Source organism: Rhodococcus sp. NPDC059234 (genome assembly GCF_042754225.1).
Lineage (GTDB): Bacteria > Actinomycetota > Actinomycetes > Mycobacteriales > Mycobacteriaceae > Rhodococcus_G.
Genome location: NZ_JBHZAH010000114.1, coordinates 1 through 16,042 on the forward strand (window position 1 = coordinate 1; position 16,042 = coordinate 16,042).

A 16,042-nucleotide genomic window follows, 5' to 3' on the forward strand; every position below is an offset into this window, starting at 1 on the left:
AACCCGAACGGGTTCGGCGCCCTCGCCGTGTGTCAGGGCTGCCAGGTGCCGACGGGACCTGCCGGGTAGCCGTGCGGCGACGGGACCGGGGCGGTGTAGGCGGCCGGCCCGCTCGGCTGCTGTGCCTCCGGCGCGGTGTCGCGCCCGTGCAGTACCAGGGCGTAGGAGAGTGCCACGAAGGCGATGGTGCTCACCACCGCCCGCACGATGTTCCAGGTGACCCATCGGGATTCGAACTGCGCGCGGACCTGCTCGGCGTTCGCGATGTGCTCACCGGCAGCGGCCAGCTGGTCGTTGAGGGGCACGTTGACGGCGGCCGTGATGACGAGCATCGCGACGTAGAACACGAGCGCGACGACGATCCAGGGGAGTGCGCTGCGCGCGGAGCGCAGATGCAGCAGCAGCGACGCGACGGTCAGCACCAGGCCACCGAGGAAGCAGGCCATGAACCAGCCGTTGAGGATCGCGACGTTGATCTTCTGCATCGCCTCGACGAACGTGTGGGCGTCGGCGCGGCCGAGGCCCGGCATCACCGCGTAGGCGAACGCGGCGAACAGTCCCGCCATGAGGCCGGCGGTGATCCCTGCGCCGAGCAGGCTGATCGTCTGGAGGAGCTTGGCGTTCATCCCGGTCACCCCACGTTCCAGATGCCGGTCGCGGCGGCGGACGAGGCGTAGTCCGTGAAGTCCCTCGGCGCGCGACCCAGCGCGCGCTGGACCCCGTCGCCCGGGGTCACGTTCCGGCCGTCCAGAACCGTGGTGAACAGGTACATCAGCAGGTCCACCACGTCGGCGGGCACCTGCTCGTCGGCGAGGGCGGCCGCGTAGCTCTCGGCGGGCACCTGCACGTAGTCCACCGACCGGCCGGCGGCAGCGGCGATGGTGGCGACGGCCTCGGCGAAGGTGATTGCCCGGGGCCCGGTGATCTCGTAGATCTCGCCGGCGTGTCCGGGCTCGGTCAGCGCGGCCAGGGCGACGTCCGCGATGTCCTCGACGTCGACGAACGGTTCGGGGATGTCCCCGGCCGGGAGGAACATCTCTCCGGCGAGAATCGGATCGAGCAGGTAGCTCTCGCTGAAGTTCTGGCTGAACCAGCTCGAGCGGAGGATGGTGGTCTCCGCGCCGGAGTCGATCAGCGCCTTCTCGCAGGCCTGTGCCTCCTCCTCGCCCCGCCCGGAGAGCATCACCAGGCGCCGCACGCCCTGGCCGACCGCCAGTTCGGAGAACGCCGCGATGGCCTCCACGGCGCCGGGGGCGGCCAGGTCCGGGTAGTAGGAGACGTATGCCGCCGTCATGCCCTGCAGTGCGGGGCCCCAGGTCTCGGGGTCCTCCCAGTCGAACGGGACGCCGCCGGAGCGGGTGCCGATGCGGACCGGGAGGTCCAGGCCGGTCAGCCGCTGTGCGACCCGCCTGCCGGTCTTTCCGGTGCCGCCGAGGACGAGGGTCGCGGGCTGGGGGATGTGAGCATTCATGGGGCTCTCCTTGCCGATCGGATGATCTTGATGATCTTGTCCCCTCTACGATCTGCCAGGGGAGGGTCGCCATCAACGGCCGTTCGCGCAACGATCGTTAACCTGTGGGTACACAAAGGGGGGTGCCGCGTGGAGCGTCGGGACATCGAGATCTTCCTGACCCTGTCCGAGGAGCTGCATTTCGGGCGCACGGCGGACCGTCTGCACGTGTCCACCGCGCGGGTGAGTCAGACCATCAAGGCACTCGAACGTCGTGTCGGCGCACCGCTTTTCGAACGGACCAGCCGTCGGGTGACGCCAACCCCGATCGGCAGGCGGCTCGAGCAGGACCTCCGGCCCGCGGACGAACAGATCCGTCAGGGCATCGCCAGGGCGATCGCTGCCGGGCGCGGGCTGGACGGCGTGCTCCGAGTGGGCTTCGTGGGTACCGCGATCGGGCAGTTCGTGCTCGAGATCGCCGGCACCTTCCACGAGAGGTACCCGAGCTGTCGGGTCCAGATCCGGGAGAGCCACTACAGCGACGGTGTCGGGTTGCTGCTGGCCGACGAGGTCGACGGACTGGTCGCTGCGGCCGACGTCGGGCACATCGGGGAGCTGAGCCAGAGCCCGGTGCTCCTGCGGGAACCATCGACACTGGCGGTGTCGGCCCGGCACCCGTTCGCGCGGCGCGATTCGGTAACGCTCGACGACCTGGCGTCGGCGAAGGTGTTGCGTCCCCGCGGGATGCCCGACGAGGTGGACGAGGCCGCGGTGCCGCGGACGACGCCGAGCGGCCACCTCGTCGAGCGGGGACCCGATTTCGGCACCGTGCAGGAGATGCTGGCGCTCGTCGGCGCGGGGCAGGGGGTGTTCCCCGTACCCACTCACGCGAGCCGCTACGACGCCCGACCGGACGTGGTGTACGTGCCGATCGGCGACGGGATCGACTTCGAGTGGCGGCTGATCTGGCGGGCGGCCGGTCAGACCGGCCGGATCCGGGCATTCGCCGAGTCCGCGGTGGAGTACGTGGCGAAACGGGGCAACCCACTGCTCGGCGGGTGAGCGCCAGGCGGGCGAGGTCGCCGAACCCCCACAACGACGAAGGCCCCGAACCCTTTGCGGGTTCGGGGCCTTCGTCGTTGTGTCGAGCTAGCCGGGACTCAGTGCTTGCCGTCTCCCGACGGTGCCTGGCCGTCGGCGTAGGAGCCGTGGCCGTGCGTCTTGTCCTGGTAGTCCCGCAGGATCGCGAGCTGCTCGTGCTCCTTCTCGTGCTCGGAGGCCAGCAGTGCGGCGGCCTCGTCGCTCGGGTCGGCGACCAGCAGGCTGCCCGAGCCGGGCTTGCCGGCGGAACCGAGCTTGTTCATCTTCTTCGGAACCGGTGCGCCCTGGTACTCCAGCGGGAGCGGGTGGCCGTGGTCGTCCACGGGTCCGAGCGGCTGGTGCACCTCGACGTACTCGCCGTGCGGCAGGCGCTTGATGACGCCGGTCTCGATGCCGTGATCGAGCACCGCGCGGTCGCTGCGCTGCAGACCCAGGCAGAACCGGTAGGTGGCGAAGTAGGCGATCGGGGGGAGCAGGACCAGGCCGATGCGACCGATCCAGGTCATCGCGTTCAGGGAGATGTCGAACTTGTACGCGATGATGTCGTTGACGCACATGACGGTCAGGATCGCGTAGAAGGTGACCGCCATGACGCCGATCGAGGTACGCACCGGGACGTCACGCGGACGCTGGAGCAGGTTGTGGTGCGCGTCGTCCTTGGTGAACTTCTTCTCGATCCACGGGTAGGCGATCAGCACCGTGAACACCAGGCCCATGATGATCGCCACGGCGAACACCGCGGGGATCGTGTACCGGCCGAACAGGTAGATCTCCCACGCCGGCCACAGGCGGGCCATGCCGTCGGTCCACATCATGTAGAAGTCGGGCTGGCTGCCGGCGGACACCTGCGACGGGTTGTACGGGCCGATCTGCCAGATCGGGTTGATCTGCAGCACGCCGCCCATGACCGCGAGGATGCCGAAGGTGAACGCGAAGAACGCGCCGCCCTTGAGGGCGAACACCGGGAGGATGCGGACGCCGACGACGTTCTGCTCGGTGCGGCCGGTGCCCGGGAACTGCGTGTGCTTCTGGTACCAGACGAGCGCCAGGTGGGCGCCGATCAGGGCCAGGATGATGCCGGGCAGCAGCAACACGTGCGCGACGTACAGGCGGGGGATGATCAGCTGGCCGGGGAAGTCTCCGTCGAAGACCAGCCACTGCATCCAGGTACCGATGACCGGGATGCTCAGCGTGATGCCGGACAGCGCGGCGCGGAGGCCGGTGCCGGACAGCAGGTCGTCGGGCAGGGAGTAGCCGAAGAAGCCCTCGAACATCGCCAGGATCAGCAGCAGGCAGCCGATGACCCAGTTCGCCTCACGCGGGCGCCGGAACGCGCCGGTGAAGAAGATGCGCAGCAGGTGCACGATGATCGACGCGGCGAACATCAGTGCGGCCCAGTGATGGATCTGTCGGACGAACAGACCGCCGCGGACCTCGAAGGAGAGGTTCAGAGCGGTCTCGTAGGCCCGCGACATCTCGACGCCGCGCAACGGCTGGTACGCGCCGTCGTAGACGACCTCGGCCATCGACGGGTCGAAGAACAGCGTCAGGTACACGCCGGAGATCAGCAGGATGACGAAGCTGTAGAGCGCGATCTCGCCGAGCATGAAAGACCAGTGGGTCGGGAAGACCTTGTTGATCTGCTTCCGCATGCCGGACGCGAGATGGTACCGCGAGTCGAGGTTCTCGCCCGCCTTCGCGGCGTGGACTGCGACCTTGGACTGGCCGCCAACTGTGGTTGTCATGAAGGACGCTCCCAAAATCCGGGGCCGAGAGCCTCGATGAAGTCACCGTTGGCGACGAGGAAGCCCTCTTTGTTGACAGTAATAGGCAACTGCGGGAGTGCGCGAGCGGCAGGACCGAAAATCGGCTTTCCGAAGTGCAGGGCGTCGAACTGCGACTGGTGGCACGGGCAGAGGATCCGGTTGGTCTGCTGCTCGTACAGGGAGGTCGGGCAGCCGAGGTGGGTGCACAGCTTCGAGTACGCCCAGTAGTCGCCGAAGTTGAAGCTCTCCTGGCCCTTGCGACGAACCGCGCGAGCGGTGTCCTCGGTGCGCAGGCGGATGAGCATGACCGGGTTGTCGGCGCGCTTGAGGGCGTGCGACAGGGCCTTCTCGTTGCCCCGCTCGGTCTCCCGGAAGGGGAAGACCGTCTCCATCGCGCCTGCGTCGAGATCCTCCGGGCGCACCAGGACGACGTCCTCGGGGCGGCCGGTGTTGCGGCGCAGGTAGATGGTCTCGCCCGGGAAGTTCGGGGTCCAGCCGGAGGTCCACAGGTCGGACTTGTCGCCCTTGGCCCACGGGTTCTTGATCATGCCGCCGAGCGGCATGATCGCCATGATGCCCAGCGCGCCGGCGCCGAAGCCGAGGCTCCGCTTGATCAGCTTCCGGCGACCGATGGTCGAGGTCTCGAGCGAGTCGTTCAGCTCGGCGACGATCGTCTTGCGGTCCACCTCGGCAGAGCCGCCGTCGTGGCGGGACTGGATCGAGACCTCTTCGGGAACGAACTTCTTGGTGAACTTGACCGCGCCGATACCGAGGCCGAGGATCGCGACACCCATGGTCAGGCCGATCAGCGGGGTGTACAGGTTGTACGCGCTGTAGCCCTCCTCGCCCATGCCCTTGTACTCCCAGGGCCAGAAGAGGTAGATGGCGATGAACGCGATCGCGGACACGCCGGCGAGGGTGAACCAGAAGGCGACGCTGCGCTCGGCGCGCTTCTCGGCCTTCGTCCCCTCGACCGTCCAGCGCTCGCGGCGGAACGCGACATCGACACCGTCGAGGTTGGTACCGAGTTCGACGAGCTCGTCACGGCTCATCGCCGCGAGTTCCTCCTCGGTGTACTTCTTCGGCGTATCGCCGTGACCGGCGTCGCTCATGACCTTGCTCCGATCCACAGTGCTGCGCCGACAACGGCAACGATTCCGATGACCCACATGGCCAGGCCCTCGGGAGCGGGACCGAAGCCGCCGAGGCCGTAGCCGCCGGGGTTCTTGGTCTCCGTCGAGGACTTGACGTAGGCGATGATGTCCCGCTTCTCTTCCGGGCTCAGCTGACGGTCGGAGAACTTCGGCATGTTCTGCGGTCCGGTCGCCATGGCCTGGTAGATCTGCTGCTCGCTGGCCGGCTCTAGCGGCGGTGCGAACTTGCCGGAGGACAGCGCGCCGCCCTTGCCGGTGAAGTTGTGGCAGGACGCGCAGTTCAGGCGGAACAGCTCGCTGCCGCGGGCGACGTCGTCACCGCGCAGGGAGCTGCTGGCCAGCTCGCCGTTCGCGTCGCGGACGAGGGTCGGGCCGCCGCCGTTGGCCTGCACGTAGGCGCCGAGTGCGTCGATCTGCTTGTCGTCGAACTTCGGGTCCTTGCGCACCGCCTGGGCCTCGTTGCGGGCCGCGGGCATGCGGCCGGAGGAAACCTGGAAGTAGACCGCGGCCTCGCCGACACCGATGAGGCTGGGGCCGCGGTCCTGCACACCCTGCAGGTTCGCGCCGTGGCAGGTGATGCAGGAGGTGTCGTAGAGCTGCTTGCCCTCGCGGATCAGCGCTGCCGAGTCGTCGGACGCGGTGGCGACCTGCGGAGTCGGAGTCAGGGCCGAGGCGAGGAAGCCTGCACCGACAAGTCCCATCATCAGGACCAGGGCGCCGGTGACGCGCCGACGGATCTTTCGCTGACGACGGGCTTTCGAGGCAGTCGCGCTGTCGGCGGCTGCTGAAGGGGGGGATGAACTCATCTGTATCCCTTTGGTCTCGCGGGACGGACTGAACGGGCTTGGGCTGGGTACTGCGTTCAGCTTCTAACGGATGAAATAGATGGTGGCGAACAGGCCGATCCACACGATGTCGACGAAGTGCCAGTAGTAGGAGACAACAATTGCAGCGGTTGCCTGCGCAGGGGTGAACTTGCTGACCTTGGTGCGCGCGATCAGGAAGATGAAGGCGATGAGACCGCCGATGACGTGCAGGCCGTGGAAACCGGTCGTCATGTAGAAGACCGAGCCGTACGCGCTGCTCGACAGCGTGGTGCCCTCGTGCACCAGGTGGTAGTACTCGTAGCCCTGGCCGGCGACGAAGAACGCGCCCATGATCAGGGTGATGGTGTACCACCGGCGGAGGCCGAAGACGTCGCCACGCTCAGCGGCGAAAACGCCCATCTGGCAGGTGAACGACGAGGCCACCAGCACCGCGGTGACCGGCACCGCGAGGGTCAGGTTCAACTCGGTGGGTTCCGGCGGCCAATTGCCGTTCGCCTGCGCGCGCGCGACAAAGTACATCGCGAACAGGCCGGCGAAGAACATCAGCTCGCTGGACAGCCAGACAATGGTGCCGACGCTGACCATGTTCGGCCGGTTCAGCGAGTGCACGCGCTGGGTGATTGCGGATCCTTGGGTCCCTACTGCGCTCGTCACAGACAGAAGTATGACGCGCTGTCGTACGAGACGGCCACCCGGGTCCGCCCTGGGCGCGTCGCGGCCCACGACCAGTATGCCTGTGCCCGTCGATTGCGCAGGTCGGCGCTCGTGCGAGGGTGGACGGATGCAACGAGTGCAATGGTGGCGCAAGCTGTTCGGGCGTCGGAAACCCGCCCCGCTCGAACGTGAGCGGACCGATCTGGTGGTGGTCGCATCGGGCTTCGACGACGTCGAGTCGTGCAGTGCCGCGCTCGACCGCGCGGCGGCGTCGGAGCCGGCCTGGATCCCCGACGCCGAGACGGTCGTGAGACATCACCTGCTGCTGCCGACGGACCGGGTGTCCTGGGCCGTGGAGGTCGCCGCCCAGGATGACTACACGGTCGCGCCGTCCGACGCGCCGGCCGCGGAGGTCGCGGCCGTCGGTGACGAGGGACTGGTGGCGCTGGTGCTGCAGCGGACCCAGATTCTCGACGCGTTGCACTGTTCGCAGGAACGCTCCCGGATGGCGGGGCTGGCCCAGCGTGGCGGCGGGCATGTCCTGGGGTGGGATGCGCTGCAGCCGCCGCGTAATCGGGTTGCCGACACTGACTAAGCTGCATCGGGATTGTGCTGGCGGCGACGGAAGAGGCAGTTGCGATGGGGAGTTGGCCTGAGGTTCTCGGTGCGCTGACGGACGGACGGGATCTCGATTCCGCGACGACCTCGTGGGCGATGAACGAGATCATGTCGGACAACGCGACGTCCGCCCAGATCGCGGCCTTCGGTATCGCGCTGAAGATGAAGGGTGCCACGCCGGCCGAGGTGACCGGCATCGCCGACTCGATGCTCGCGCACGCCCGCACCATCGACGTCGACGGCGACGCCGTGGACGTGGTGGGCACCGGCGGCGACCGCCAGCAGACCGTCAACATCTCGACCATGGCCTCGGTGGTGGTCGCGGCCGCCGGAATCCGCGTCGTCAAGCACGGCAACCGCGCGGCCTCGTCGAAGAGCGGCGGTGCCGACGTGCTCGAGGCGCTCGGGGTCCGGATCAATCTGAGCCCCGACGCGGTCGCACAGTGCGTGCGCGAGGTCGGCATCGGTTTCTGTTTCGCGCCGACGTTCCACCCGGCCTTCCGGTTCACCGCCGCGGCCCGCAAGGAGATCGGCATCCCGACCGTGTTCAACGTGCTCGGACCGCTGACCAACCCCGCGCGTCCCACGGCGGGGCTGATCGGCTGCGCGTTCACCGACCTGCAGCCGGTGGTCGCGGGTGTGCTCGCCGGTCGCGGGGTGTCGGCGCTGGTGGTGCGCGGCGACGACGGCCTCGACGAGATCACCACGTCGACCACGAGCACCGCGTTCGTCGTCTCGGGCGGTCGGGTCCGCGAGGATCGAATCGACCCGACCGAGTTGGGGATCGAGCGGGTGCCGCTCGAGGCGCTGCGCGGCGGGGACGCCGAGGCCAACGCGACCATCGCCCGAGCCGTCCTCGGTGGCGAGCGCGGTGCCGTGCACGACGCGGTGGTGTTGAACGCGGCGGGCGCGATCGCGGCGTACAGCGGGCTGGAGACGAGCCTCGACGCCGCCCTGCGGGACGGACTGGCGCGGGCGGTGCAGGCCATCGACAGCGGCGCCGCCGCGGCGCTGCTCGACCGCTGGGTTGCGGTCAGCGCCTCGCTGGCCGGCTGAGCGCCACCCGATGGGTGACGGGAACCGTCATTCGGTCTGGCCGACTGACGGTTCCCGTCATCGTCACTCGCCGATGGAGAACGCGGCCTCGACGTCCGCGCTCGCGTACGAGCGGAACGCGATGTGAGTGGTGGTCTGGACGACGCCGTCCACCTTGTTGATCGCGCCGGTCACGACCTCGGCGATCTGCTCGTGGTCGCGAACCTTCACGATGGCGATCAGGTCGACGTCGCCCGCGCACGAATACACCTCGGAGACGCCCGCAATGTCCGCGACGGCCTGGGCGGTCTCCGGAATCCTGCTGGCCTCGGCATGAATGAGGACGATGGCGTTGATCATCTCGCTCCTTGTACAACGGTGGGGATCGGGCTTCCGGGTCGCTCCGCAGGCTCCGCTCGCAGCTTCCGGGTCGCTCCGCAGGCTCCGCTCGCGGCTTCCGCTCGCGTGCCTCAGCCTAGGGTGGCGGCGCGGGCGAGCGTGCACCACTGCTGCCACGCGCCGGCCCCGCGACTCGGTTCGGCGTAACCGTCGCTCGCGCGCACGATCCGCACGCCGGGGGAGTCCAGCCAGCTCGCGAGGAGGCCGACCTCGCCTGCCATCGCGCCGCGCAGCGGTGACGGCTCGTCGATGACGGTCTCCGCGGCGAGGGTGAGCGCGTCGACGACGGGCATCGGTGACACCCCGCGGGCCGCGACGCCTGCCGAGGCGAGCCGTCCCGCCCGGATCACCGCGAACTCCCAGCCGCCGCCGTCGCGCGGGCGGGCGGCGACCAGTTCGTCGATCGCGGCGACACTGGCGAGCCGTTGGGCGCGGCGCAGGGCGGTCGCCAGCGCCGCTGTCCGGTCGCGTAGCCGGGCCGCGTTCTCGAACAGTTCCGCGGTCGCGAGTTCGTCGATGCGTCCGCGCAGTCGGTGCAGCGGCTCGTCGTCGGCTCCGCGGATCAGGCGGCGTGCGGCCTCCACGGCGGGACCGTACTCGTCGGGGCCCTGTGGGTCGCTTCCGGCCGGGCAGCCGCCGACCGCCGTCGCGGGACAGTCCGGACCGTGCTCCTGGTCCATGCGAATCTTCTTGGTACAGCTCCGGATTCGGCACACCTCGGTGAGCGTCGCCGCTACCTCGGCGGCGTCGGTGCGGTTGCCGAACGGCCCGAGAGCGTCCGGGGCCGACCGCCGGGTGACCGACAGTCGGGGGAACGGTTCGTCGGTGGTCGTGATCCACCACGCCCGCCGTGGAAACTTCGACCGCCGGTTGTACGGCGGCGCATGCGCGGCCAGCAGGCGCAGTTCTCGGACCGCGGCCTCGAGCCCGTGCGCGCACTCGACGTGGTCGACGCGGGTGGCCAGCGCGACCATCTCCTTCATGCGCGCGCGCGTCTCGGAGCCGGTGAAGTAGCCCCGGACCCGTCGCTGGAGGTTGACCGCCGTGCCGACGTAGAGGACCTCGTCGGACGGGCCCCGGAAGAGGTAGACACCCGGGCGGCGGGGCAGGTCGGCCGCCAGGCCGCGTTTGCCGCGCTGGGCGGCGGAGACGTTGGGGAGGTAGTCGACGAGTTCCGGGTAGCTGTGCACGCCGAGGTTGCCGACCCGTTCGAAGAGACCGTGCAGCACGTCCACGGTGGCCCTGGCGTCGTCGAGGGCGCGGTGGGTGGGACGGGTGCTCACCGCGAACAGGGACGCGAGGGCGGAGAGTTTGACCGACGGTGCCTCCTCGCGGGAGAGCACGCGGCGGGCCAGCTTGACCGTGCACAGGACCTGGAACGGCGGCCACGGGAGATCGCACTGGGCCGCGGCGGCCTTGAGAAACCCGATGTCGAAGGGTGCGTTGTGCGCAACGAGCACGGCCCCGCGCGCGAATTCGAGGAAGCTCGGCAGTACCCGCTCGATTCGCGGGGCACCGACAAGCATCGCGGAGGTGATTCCGGTGAGTTCGACGATGAAGGGCGGCAGGGTCCGGCCCGGATCGACGAGGGTGGCGAGCTCGCCGAGGACCTCGCCGCCGCGGATCTTGACCGCACCGATCTCGGTGATCGCGTCCTCGCCGGAGCGGCTGCCGGTCGTCTCGAGGTCGACGACGACGAACGTGGTCTCGCGCAACGGGGTGTCCAGCTCGTCGAACGTCAGCTGGCGGGCGGTTGCGCTCTGGTGACTCACCGGTCCGAGGCTAGGTGGCGGTACCGACAGGTCTCGGATCCGGCGGATCGGGGGATCGACGTGTCGGACCCCTTGGTTACTTTCCGTCCCGAGGGCCTGCGAAACGCCCGGAGCCAGCGAAAGAGACGAGGGTCACAGTGATTGTGGATTGCAGTGATTGCGCGGTTCGAGGTCTCGCCTGTGGTGAGTGCGTGGTGACCGTCCTGCTCGGCCGGCCCGGTGCGGGCCCGGGCGGGGCGCACGCGGCGACGGGGTGTTCCGCCCGGATAAGTATTGAGCAGGAGGAACGGCGCGCGATCGAGGTTCTCGCGGAGGCCGGAATGGTCCCGCGACTGAGGCTGGTGCGGACCGCGGGTCCGACGCAGACTGGTCGGTCGTTATCTGGCCGTGACACAGGAGTGGCGTAGCGGGGCCCAGGCCCCCAAAAAGGGCGAATTGTCCGACTTTCGGGTGCCGACGAGTCGACACGGCGGACGGGCTTTCGTAATCTTCCTGAGACCTAACGGAGTCTTGCTTCGCCACACCGGCGGAGCATCGTCAGGTACCGCCTAATCGATTTCCCGCAAGGGGATCGTGCCGGGGACCCAAGTTTCCACTGGGGTGAATCCCGACGGAACGCAGCACGCGTGCCGTCGGGTAGGGCTGATCTTCCCAGCCCGAACCCGTCAGCTAACTCGGTCGGCGGATGAACGGAAGAAAGGCCCTCCCTTTCGTGGCAACACTCAGTACCAAGCGCTCGATGCGACGGATCGTCGTCGCCAGCGCCATGACGCTCGGCGCGATCACCGTCACTGCGGCTCCGGCTCTCGCCGAGCCGGTCACGGTCCCCGGCGTCGGCACCTTCGACATCCCGGGTGTTCCCGCCCAGACCATTCAGCTTCCCGCCCTTCCCGGGCTGCCCGCCGCGCCTGGTGTTCCGGCCCCCGCTGCCGTTGTCACCGCAGGTGAGAAGGCTGTTCAGGCCGCCGCGAGCAAGATCGGGGCCCCCTACGTGTGGGGTGCCGCCGGTCCGGACTCGTTCGACTGCTCCGGCCTCGTCCAGTGGGCGTTCAAGCAGGCCGGCCTCAACCTGCCGCGCACGAGCTACGACCAGGCCGCCGCCGGCACCCCGGTCTCGACCTCCGCCCTTCAGGTCGGCGACGTCGTCTCCTTCTACGGCGGCTCGCACTCGGGCATCTACGCCGGCAACGGTGAGGTCATCCACGCCGCGACCTCCGGTACTCCGGTCAAGCGTGCGCCGATCTCTTCCATGCCGATGGACGGCGCTCGCCGGTACTGACCGCGACGCCATTTCGAGCGAACGAGGGGCCCCGATCCGATCAGGATCGGGGCCCCTCGTGTGTCCGACGGCGGGGTCTGTCCGGTATGTCGCTCGGTGGCGAGAATCGAGCGTCCGCGTGGGTGGACACCGCCGTATGCCATTCCGTAACCTGGTCGAGATCTTCCGAACCCCGTTCCGGCCGGAGCGGGGGCGGGGATCACCGCCAGAGCGGGCTCCGCGTCGAACACGGGGCCGCACCGAGAACCCAGGACTGCATCGGGTGGCTCCCACTTGGGAGACGCCCCGGGGTAGCCGACCGGGTCGGCAGCAACAGCGGAAGAAGGAGTGCGAGTCTTCGTGGCGTCACACAGATCGAAGCGGTCCCGGGGCGGAGCCCTCGTGACCGGCGTGCTGTCCATCGCGCTTGTCGCGGCAGCCACGGGGACCGCCGGGGCGGACCCCGCGCCCGACAACCCGACCGCCGCGCTCGAGAAGCTCGCCGACCTCTCCCGCAAGTCCGAGCAGACCACCGAGGCGATGCACAACGCGCAGATCGACCTCGACTCCAAGGTCGCCGTCCAGCGCGACGCCGAGTCCCGCCACACCGCCGACCAGGGTGTGCTCGATGCCGCCCGCGCGAAGGTCGCGCAGTTCCAGCCGGCGGTCGACAAGCTGACCGCCGCCAATTACCAGGGCGGGCGGGTCAACCGCCTGTTCGCGGTGATGGTGTCCGACTCTCCGCAGCAACTCCTCGACCAGATGTCCGCGTTGAGCGTGATCTCGGCCGACACCGCCGCCCAGGTCGGCCAGTTCAAGGAGGCCACCGACCAGGCCGTCGCCGCCGAGAAGGCGTCGCGAGAGTCGGCCGACGCCGCCCGCACCGCGACCGAGCAGGCGAAGTCGATCAGCGACGGTCTGCAGCGCACCCAGAGCGACCTGCAGGCGCAGATCGCCCAGGTGACACAGGCGTTCGACGCGCTGACCAACTCGGAGCGCTCCTCGCTGAGCGGCACGTCGTACCCGCCCGGACTCGACGCCGCCACGATTCTCAAGGGGCTCGTGCCGGGCGCCAACAACGGCGCAGTGCAGGCCGCGATGACCCAGATCGGCAAGCCCTACGTGTGGGGAGCCACCGGACCCGACGGCTACGACTGCTCGGGCCTGATGGTGTGGGCGTACAAGAAGATCGGCAAGACGCTGCCGCGGTCCAGCCAGGCCCAGGCCGCCAGCGGCATCCCGGTGCAGAAGTCGGAGCTGCAGCCCGGCGACCTGGTGCTGTTCTACTCCGACGCCTCGCACGTGGGCATGTACGTCGGCAACGGAAACATCGTGCACGCGTCCACGTTCGGAGTCCCCGTCAAGGTGGCGCCGGTGGATGCGTACCCGTTCTACGGCGCCAGACGGTACTGAACACCGAGCCGGAGATCCCGTCGCGGCCGCCACGACGTCGGATCCGTACCTGGGAGGCGGTGGCCCTGGCCGGGCTGCTGTGCGCCGTTGCGGCGGCCGGTGCGCTCACCCTGCACTCGCACGAGCCGGGTGCCGCGCAGTCGGGCACCACCGCGACCCCCACCGCCGTCAGCCCGTTCGAGCAGGCGCGTCGCGCGGGGGTGCAGGAGCTGCTCGACCGCTGGGCCGGAGCGGTGCGCGACGGCGACGCCGCGGCTCTGACGCCGTTGTTCGATCAGGGCGCGGTGCCGGGCTTCCTCGACGCCGAGACGGCGCGCATGCACAACCTGTCCGGCGTGCCGTTGGCGGACTGGGGTTACGAGATCGGCCACGACCCGGAGACGCCGGTGCCGACCGACCTCGCCGAGCAGCTCGGTGCGACCGACGTGTGGGCGCCCCCGGTGTACCTGCGGTACGCGATCGACGGCGCGGATCCCGGTTCCACCCGCAAGCCGGTCTCGCTGGTCGTCGCCCGCCGCGGCGATACCTGGAAACTGGTCTCGGACCGTTCGTTGCCCGAGTACGGGCGCCAGACGTGGCGGGGGCCTTGGGATTTCGGCCCCGTCATCGCACGCACGGTGGACACCGACTCGCACACCTCCGTGGTGCTCGGCCACCCCGACCAGGGTCAGTGGATGGACGCGCTCGCCGAGGAGTTGCGCACCGCGGTGCCCGAGGTGACCGACCTGTGGGGCGAGCAGTGGTCACGCCGCGCGGTGGTGGTGGTCGCGTCGAGTCAGGACGAGTTCAGCGAGCAGGTCGGCTCGGTCCACAGCGGCTCCGACATCGCCGCGGTCGCGGTGTCGGACGCGCTCGCGCCGGGGGCGACCGAGGTCACCGGGCAGCGGGTCGTGTTCAGTCCGGCCTCGGCCGAGCGACTCACCGCGGACACCCGACGTTCGGTGCTGCGGCACGAGCTCACCCACATCGCGACGCGCCGGGACACCACCGACGGCTCGCCGCTGTGGATGCTCGAGGGTTTCGCCGACTACTCCGGCCACCGCGGGTCGGGGATCACCGTCGGTGCGGGCGCACCCACCGTGGCCGCCGCGGTCGCGGTGCACGGCCCTCCCGTGCGGTTGCCCTCCGACGCGGATTTCGGCGCGGGCGGGGAGCGGTCGCTGGTGGCCTACGAGCTGGCGTGGTCGGTCAACGCGTTCGTGGCGGACCGTTTCGGGGAGGAGCGTTTGCGTGAGCTCTACCACGCGCTGGCCGCCGGGCCGGTCGACGCGGCCGGCCTCGACGCCCGCCTCGGCGAGGTGCTGGGTGTGCCGCAGCGCGAACTGATCGCGCAGTGGGGCTCGTGGATGGTCGCCCACCTGCAGTGACGGCGTGCACGACCACCTCGGGCGGGTGGGCGCGGACGCGTCGACCCTGGGGGCCGGGCGCAGCGGGCCAACCCCTACGGTGGAACCATGCGCCGAACCCTGTTGGTGACGAATGACTTTCCGCCCCGACCGGGAGGTATCCAGTCCTACCTGCAGTCGTTCGCGAATGCACTGCCCTCGGACGAGCTGGTGGTCTACGCCCCGCGTTGGCGCGGTGACAGTCACACCAAGTTCGATGCCCGGCAGTCGTTCGAGGTGGTCCGGCATCCCACCACGCTGATGCTGCCGACGCCGCTGGTGGCCCGGCGGGCCGCGAAGCTGGTGCGCTCGCGCGAGTGCGACAGCGTGTGGTTCGGCGCGGCGGCCCCCCTGGCCCTGCTCGCCCCCACCCTGCGCCGAGCCGGCGCCGAGCGAATCGTCGCGAGCACCCACGGTCACGAGGTCGGCTGGTCCATGCTGCCCGGCGCCCGCCAGTCGCTGCGCCGCATCGGGAACACCACCGACACGGTGACCTACGTCAGCAAGTACACCCGGCGCCGGTTCGCGGCGGCCTTCGGTGCGAACGCGGCGCTCGAACACCTGCCGCCGGGCGTGGACGCGGAGGTGTTCCGGCCGGATCCGGCGGCGCGAGCCGAGCTGCGCGCCCGCTACGGGCTGGGGGACCGCCCGACCGTCCTGTGCCTGTCCCGGCTGGTCCCGCGCAAGGGTCAGGACGTCCTGATCAAGGCGCTACCGCAGATCCGCCGCTCGATCGACGGCGCCGTGCTGGTGATCGTCGGGGGCGGGCCGTACGAGGAGGCACTGCGCCGACTGGCGGTCACGGTGGGCGTCGAGGAACACGTCGTCTTCGCCGGCGGCGTGCCCGCCGCGGAACTCGCGGCGCACCACACCGTCGCGGACGTCTTCGCGATGCCGTGCCGCACCCGCGGGGCGGGCCTGGACGTCGAGGGTCTCGGGATCGTCTTCCTGGAGGCGTCGGCGACCGGCGTTCCGGTGATCGCAGGCAACTCGGGCGGCGCGCCGGAGACGGTGCGGGAGGGCGAGACCGGGCACGTGGTCGACGGCCGCAAGGTCGCCTCCGTGGCCGACTCGGTGGTGTCGGTGCTCGCCGACCCGGACCGTGCGGCCGCGATGGGCGCCGCCGGGCGGCAGTGGGTTTCGGAGCAGTGGCGCTGGGACGCCCTGGCCGCCAGGCTCGGTGGCCTGCTGCACTCGTCCTGACCGTGCG

The 16,042-nt window shown here is 69.8% G+C and carries 15 protein-coding genes and 1 riboswitch; of the genes, 7 read left to right on the forward strand and 8 right to left on the reverse strand.

The window, feature by feature from the left end:
* Nucleotides 1-32: 32 nt before the first annotated feature.
* Both ACFXGJ_RS19955 and ACFXGJ_RS19960 read right to left on the reverse strand, forming a co-directional pair.
* Nucleotides 33-626, reverse strand: coding sequence for a DUF1772 domain-containing protein (locus tag ACFXGJ_RS19955; protein WP_378623659.1), 594 nt, complete (start codon nucleotides 624-626; stop codon nucleotides 33-35).
* Nucleotides 627-631: 5 nt separating this feature from the next.
* Nucleotides 632-1,471 (reverse strand): NmrA family transcriptional regulator, encoded by an 840-nt coding sequence (locus ACFXGJ_RS19960; protein WP_378623662.1) that lies wholly within the window; start codon nucleotides 1,469-1,471, stop codon nucleotides 632-634.
* Between the two features lie 129 nt (nucleotides 1,472-1,600).
* Between ACFXGJ_RS19960 and ACFXGJ_RS19965 the strand changes: the two genes are divergently transcribed.
* A complete protein-coding gene (locus tag ACFXGJ_RS19965) occupies nucleotides 1,601-2,512 on the forward strand; it encodes a LysR family transcriptional regulator (protein WP_378623664.1) in 912 nt (303 codons plus the stop codon).
* A gap of 98 nt (nucleotides 2,513-2,610) precedes the next feature.
* Here the strand turns inward: ACFXGJ_RS19965 and ACFXGJ_RS19970 are convergent, their stop codons facing one another.
* The 4 genes from ACFXGJ_RS19970 to ACFXGJ_RS19985 form a co-directional block, all read right to left on the reverse strand.
* Complete coding sequence (locus ACFXGJ_RS19970) at nucleotides 2,611-4,296, reverse strand: cytochrome bc complex cytochrome b subunit (RefSeq protein ID WP_378623667.1); 1,686 nt, start codon at nucleotides 4,294-4,296, stop codon at nucleotides 2,611-2,613.
* The gene (locus ACFXGJ_RS19975) at nucleotides 4,293-5,429 is read right to left on the reverse strand and encodes a ubiquinol-cytochrome c reductase iron-sulfur subunit (protein WP_378623670.1); all 1,137 of its coding nucleotides are present in this window, start codon (nucleotides 5,427-5,429) and stop codon (nucleotides 4,293-4,295) included. Before ACFXGJ_RS19975 ends, ACFXGJ_RS19970 begins: the two co-directional genes overlap by 4 nt.
* The gene (locus tag ACFXGJ_RS19980) at nucleotides 5,426-6,277 is read right to left on the reverse strand and encodes a c-type cytochrome (RefSeq protein WP_378623673.1); all 852 of its coding nucleotides are present in this window, start codon (nucleotides 6,275-6,277) and stop codon (nucleotides 5,426-5,428) included. Before ACFXGJ_RS19980 ends, ACFXGJ_RS19975 begins: the two co-directional genes overlap by 4 nt.
* Nucleotides 6,278-6,340: 63 nt before the next feature.
* Nucleotides 6,341-6,952: a heme-copper oxidase subunit III gene (locus ACFXGJ_RS19985; RefSeq protein WP_378623675.1), complete on the reverse strand. Its 612-nt coding sequence runs from the start codon at nucleotides 6,950-6,952 to the stop codon at nucleotides 6,341-6,343.
* Between the two features lie 127 nt (nucleotides 6,953-7,079).
* Between ACFXGJ_RS19985 and ACFXGJ_RS19990 the strand changes: the two genes are divergently transcribed.
* Nucleotides 7,080-7,547 carry a hypothetical protein gene (locus tag ACFXGJ_RS19990; RefSeq protein ID WP_378623677.1) on the forward strand — a complete coding sequence of 156 codons (468 nt, stop codon included), beginning with the start codon at nucleotides 7,080-7,082 and terminating at the stop codon, nucleotides 7,545-7,547.
* 44 nt (nucleotides 7,548-7,591) lie between these two features.
* Nucleotides 7,592-8,626, forward strand: coding sequence for an anthranilate phosphoribosyltransferase (trpD, locus tag ACFXGJ_RS19995; RefSeq protein ID WP_378623680.1), 1,035 nt, complete (start codon nucleotides 7,592-7,594; stop codon nucleotides 8,624-8,626).
* 63 nt (nucleotides 8,627-8,689) lie between these two features.
* On the opposite strand, the gene ACFXGJ_RS20000 is transcribed toward trpD, so the two are convergent.
* A complete protein-coding gene (locus tag ACFXGJ_RS20000; protein WP_378428595.1) occupies nucleotides 8,690-8,965 on the reverse strand; it encodes an Lrp/AsnC family transcriptional regulator in 276 nt (91 codons plus the stop codon).
* Nucleotides 8,966-9,075: 110 nt separating this feature from the next.
* The gene (locus ACFXGJ_RS20005) at nucleotides 9,076-10,776 is read right to left on the reverse strand and encodes a DEDD exonuclease domain-containing protein (protein ID WP_378623682.1); all 1,701 of its coding nucleotides are present in this window, start codon (nucleotides 10,774-10,776) and stop codon (nucleotides 9,076-9,078) included.
* A gap of 535 nt (nucleotides 10,777-11,311) precedes the next feature.
* Nucleotides 11,312-11,476: riboswitch (cyclic di-AMP (ydaO/yuaA leader) on the forward strand.
* A 39-nt stretch (nucleotides 11,477-11,515) separates the two neighbouring features.
* On the opposite strand from ACFXGJ_RS20005, the gene ACFXGJ_RS20010 reads away from it, so the two are divergent.
* The 4 genes from ACFXGJ_RS20010 to ACFXGJ_RS20025 all read left to right on the forward strand — a co-directional run bounded on the left by ACFXGJ_RS20010 (nucleotide 11,516) and on the right by ACFXGJ_RS20025 (nucleotide 16,035).
* A complete protein-coding gene (locus tag ACFXGJ_RS20010; protein WP_378623689.1) occupies nucleotides 11,516-12,055 on the forward strand; it encodes an NlpC/P60 family protein in 540 nt (179 codons plus the stop codon).
* Nucleotides 12,056-12,394: 339 nt separating this feature from the next.
* Entirely contained in the window at nucleotides 12,395-13,447 is a 1,053-nt protein-coding gene (locus ACFXGJ_RS20015; protein WP_378623684.1) for an NlpC/P60 family protein, read from the forward strand.
* Nucleotides 13,448-13,512: 65 nt separating this feature from the next.
* A complete protein-coding gene (locus tag ACFXGJ_RS20020; protein WP_378623691.1) occupies nucleotides 13,513-14,814 on the forward strand; it encodes a hypothetical protein in 1,302 nt (433 codons plus the stop codon).
* Nucleotides 14,815-14,901: 87 nt separating this feature from the next.
* Nucleotides 14,902-16,035, forward strand: coding sequence for a glycosyltransferase family 4 protein (locus ACFXGJ_RS20025; RefSeq protein ID WP_378623687.1), 1,134 nt, complete (start codon nucleotides 14,902-14,904; stop codon nucleotides 16,033-16,035).
* Nucleotides 16,036-16,042 lie beyond the last annotated feature (7 nt).

Coding starts and splice junctions, on each gene's coding strand:
- ACFXGJ_RS19955 (WP_378623659.1), bottom strand. CDS start 626: ATGAACGCCAAGCTCCTCCAGACGATCAGCCTGCTCGGCGCAGGGATC.
- ACFXGJ_RS19960 (WP_378623662.1), bottom strand. CDS start 1,471: ATGAATGCTCACATCCCCCAGCCCGCGACCCTCGTCCTCGGCGGCACC.
- ACFXGJ_RS19970 (WP_378623667.1), bottom strand. CDS start 4,296: ATGACAACCACAGTTGGCGGCCAGTCCAAGGTCGCAGTCCACGCCGCG.
- ACFXGJ_RS19975 (WP_378623670.1), bottom strand. CDS start 5,429: ATGAGCGACGCCGGTCACGGCGATACGCCGAAGAAGTACACCGAGGAG.
- ACFXGJ_RS19980 (WP_378623673.1), bottom strand. CDS start 6,277: ATGAGTTCATCCCCCCCTTCAGCAGCCGCCGACAGCGCGACTGCCTCG.
- ACFXGJ_RS19990 (WP_378623677.1), top strand. CDS start 7,080: ATGCAACGAGTGCAATGGTGGCGCAAGCTGTTCGGGCGTCGGAAACCC.
- trpD (WP_378623680.1), top strand. CDS start 7,592: ATGGGGAGTTGGCCTGAGGTTCTCGGTGCGCTGACGGACGGACGGGAT.
- ACFXGJ_RS20000 (WP_378428595.1), bottom strand. CDS start 8,965: ATGATCAACGCCATCGTCCTCATTCATGCCGAGGCCAGCAGGATTCCG.
- ACFXGJ_RS20010 (WP_378623689.1), top strand. CDS start 11,516: ATGCGACGGATCGTCGTCGCCAGCGCCATGACGCTCGGCGCGATCACC.
- ACFXGJ_RS20025 (WP_378623687.1), top strand. CDS start 14,902: ATGCGCCGAACCCTGTTGGTGACGAATGACTTTCCGCCCCGACCGGGA.